The organism is Actinoplanes aureus (assembly GCF_015704865.1).
Lineage (GTDB): Bacteria > Actinomycetota > Actinomycetes > Mycobacteriales > Micromonosporaceae > Actinoplanes > Actinoplanes aureus.
Genome location: NZ_JADQTO010000079.1, coordinates 1 through 2,861, shown reverse-complemented (window position 1 = coordinate 2,861; position 2,861 = coordinate 1). Strand labels below are relative to the sequence as shown.

2 protein-coding genes are annotated in these 2,861 nt (G+C 65.1%); one reads left to right on the top strand and one right to left on the bottom strand.

Features of this window, described 5'->3' with window-relative positions:
- Window positions 1-320: 320 nt before the first annotated feature.
- Window positions 321-818: an HIT family protein gene (locus tag I4J89_RS48950; protein ID WP_196421084.1), complete on the top strand. Its 498-nt coding sequence runs from the start codon at window positions 321-323 to the stop codon at window positions 816-818.
- Window positions 819-861: 43 nt separating this feature from the next.
- Here I4J89_RS48950 and I4J89_RS48945 read toward each other — a convergent pair whose 3' ends face one another.
- Window positions 862-2,367 (bottom strand): ISL3 family transposase, encoded by a 1,506-nt coding sequence (locus I4J89_RS48945; protein WP_196421083.1) that lies wholly within the window; start codon window positions 2,365-2,367, stop codon window positions 862-864.
- Window positions 2,368-2,861 lie beyond the last annotated feature (494 nt).

Below are 2,861 nucleotides of genomic sequence, written 5' to 3'. Positions count from 1 at the left end.
CTACAGGGTCTCCTTGCCGCGGTCCGAAAGCGGCGAGCGGGCGACCTGACTGCCGGACCCGCGGGTGGGCAACTCTGCCGCGGACAATACGCCTCCCGTCCCCAGCCTCCGTCACCGTGCGTGAGCAAGGGTGCGGGCCGACGACAAGCGTAGTCGGCCCAACAGGGGGTGGTACCGAAACTCGCGAACATCAAGAGCAGTGAGATCTCGCCGGTGCCAAAACTCGGCGACATCTGGCGCTGGAACTCGGCTCTGGCGCGAAAAGTGTGGCGGACCTGGAGGGGTTCGGTCGGACTCTCGCTGTCATCTACCGTGTCTGTGTGAGACATGATCATCCGGCGCGGGTTGCCTTCGATTTCGAGCAGTACGGTCGTCGGGTGCAGGAGGGGCCCTGCTTCGTCTGTGCGTTCCTGGCCGGCCATCCGGACTACCGCCACAACAACCTGTACGAGGACGACGATATTGTCGCCTTTCTGACCCGCCACCCTGTGCAGCTTGGATACTGTCTCGTGGCGCCGAAGCGACATGTCGAAAGCTGGATCGATGACATGGAGGAGGCGGAGTTTCTCCGCTTCCAAAGCGTCGTGCGCAGAGTGGCTCGCGCCGTGGCCGCCACCGTACCGACCGAGCGGATGTATTCGCTGAGTTTGGGCAGCCAACAGGGCAATGCCCACGTTCACTGGCACCTCGCTGCGTTACCGCCTGGCGTGCCGTACAACCAGCAACAGTTCTATGCGGTCATGGCCGAGAACGGTGTTTTGCCGGTCGACGACGCGAGCCAGTCCGCACTTGCTCAGCGCATTCGAGAGCATCTATGATTGAGTGGTTCCCTCGTGGATCCGACCAGTTCGATCCAACCCATCATGAGGCGAGCAGGATCCGCTTGCGGAGCAGGTCGAAGCCGGGCTCGCCGTACATCTGCCGTTTGACCATCTTGATCCGGTTCACGTTGCCCTCGACCGGCCCGGAGCTGAAAGGCAGACTCAGCCCGGCGGTGACCGCGGCGAGGTCGGCGGTCAGACCGGTGGCGAAGCGACTGATGCCGGGCAAAGCGGCCTGCTCGGCCGCGGTGATCCACGCGGTGAGACGTTCGCCGTGCAGGTGGGTCATCATGTCGGCGAAAGAGCGGACCAGTTCGACAGCGGATCGCAGCTCTGGGCAGCGGTCCAGAATCTGCCGGAACAGTTCGGTGTCGCGGTCGACGAGGTTGTCCGGGTGCCGGCAGATCCATCCTGTCACCTGCCGCACCGAGCGCGGGCGGGGTGTAGTCGTGAGGTCGGGTTTGCCGCGGTACTGCTCGATGAACTTGCGGAGCATCGGATAGCTGCCGGTGAAACCTTGAGCGGGGATCTCGCGATACAGGGTGCTGACTTTGACGCGGCCTTCGCGAATGCGGCGCAGTAAGTAGGGCTCGAACGGGTCGACCAGGCTCGGTCGTGGCTTCTGCCCGACCACCAACTCCTGCCAGGTGGCGGCGTGGGCATATTGCGATACCGTTCGGTGCGACCAGCCGAGATGCCGAGCGATTTGCCGGAATCCCGCACCTTGCGCCAGCAACTCGTGGACCACGGCGTGATGGGCGCGGCGGCGTTCGGCCATCGCCCCGGCCGGTTCGGGGGCCACCGCCTCGGCGGGCTCGCCGGGGGTTGTGTCGATCGGTTCGTCGAGGCAACTCTTGTGCCGGGCGACGGTCTTCTCCACGGCTGCGGCCAGGTTCTTCCAGAGGTTGAACCGGTCGGCGACCTGCACCGCCTCCGGCGCGGCGGTCCGGGCTGCCTCAGCGTAGGCGCTGGCCCGATCTCGGCAGATCACCGCCGGGCCCCGGCGTCCTTGCAGCCAGGCCGTCAGAGGTTCGGCATCCCGGCCGACCAATACATCTACGACCTCGTGCTTCTCGCAGTCGATCAGCACGGTGCCGTAGTGATGGCCACGCTTGATCGCGAAGTCATCGACTCCGAGCACGGTGATGTCACCGACGGGCGGATCGGGCAAGGCGCGGACCAGGCGAAGGAGACGATCACGGCCGGTCGGCATGCCCAACGTAGCGGCCAGCCGGGCACCCGCCCGCCCAGCCAGCGCGAGCCCGATCGCAGTCAGCATCCGCCGAAGCCCTTCGCTCGCACGTGACCATCGCCGGGTCAGCCCGTCGACCTGCTCGACGAAGGTCCTACTCCGGCAGTCCGGGTTGGTACAGAAGAACCGACGCACCTTCAGCGAAATCCGTACCGGCCGTCCGGCAACTGGCGCGTCGGTCAAGGTCCGCCCATAGCGCGAATGCACCCGGGACGACGATTTCGAGCAGGCAGGGCACGTGCCCTTATCGCCGCGCACGGCGGCCGTGAGGACAACTTCGGCGCCCGACTGCACCTCCTCGATCTTGATACCGGCCAGGTGCGGAAGGAGTTGCTCGACGGCATCGCACAGCCTCCCAACGACTTATCGACCGACGCCCATCACACAATCTGCGCCAGAACCTGGAACTCGCGAACAAAACCAGGTCGGCCTGGTACGGGGGCTGGGTAACAGCTCAATCGCTCAACCCGCTGAGCGCGTAACCGGCACCGATTAACAACGCCAGGCCTATCCCCGCTGACACAAGCACGCGCCGCATCGCGCGGTCGAAGGTCGCCTGGTCCGCTGCGCGGTGTAGGTGGACACAAAAAGGGTGGCCGGCACGAAGGCGAAGCCTGGGATGACCAAAATCGCCAGGTTGAGAAGAGGCGGGGATGCGCCTCTAGAGCGCTTTCGGGGTCAGGGTTTGTGCCAGGTCTATTGAAGACGCTTTCGGGGGATCGACCGGTTTCGCCGGTTTCGGGTGTGCTGGAAGCATGCGGTACGGCGATGGTGGTGGCCTGAACCAG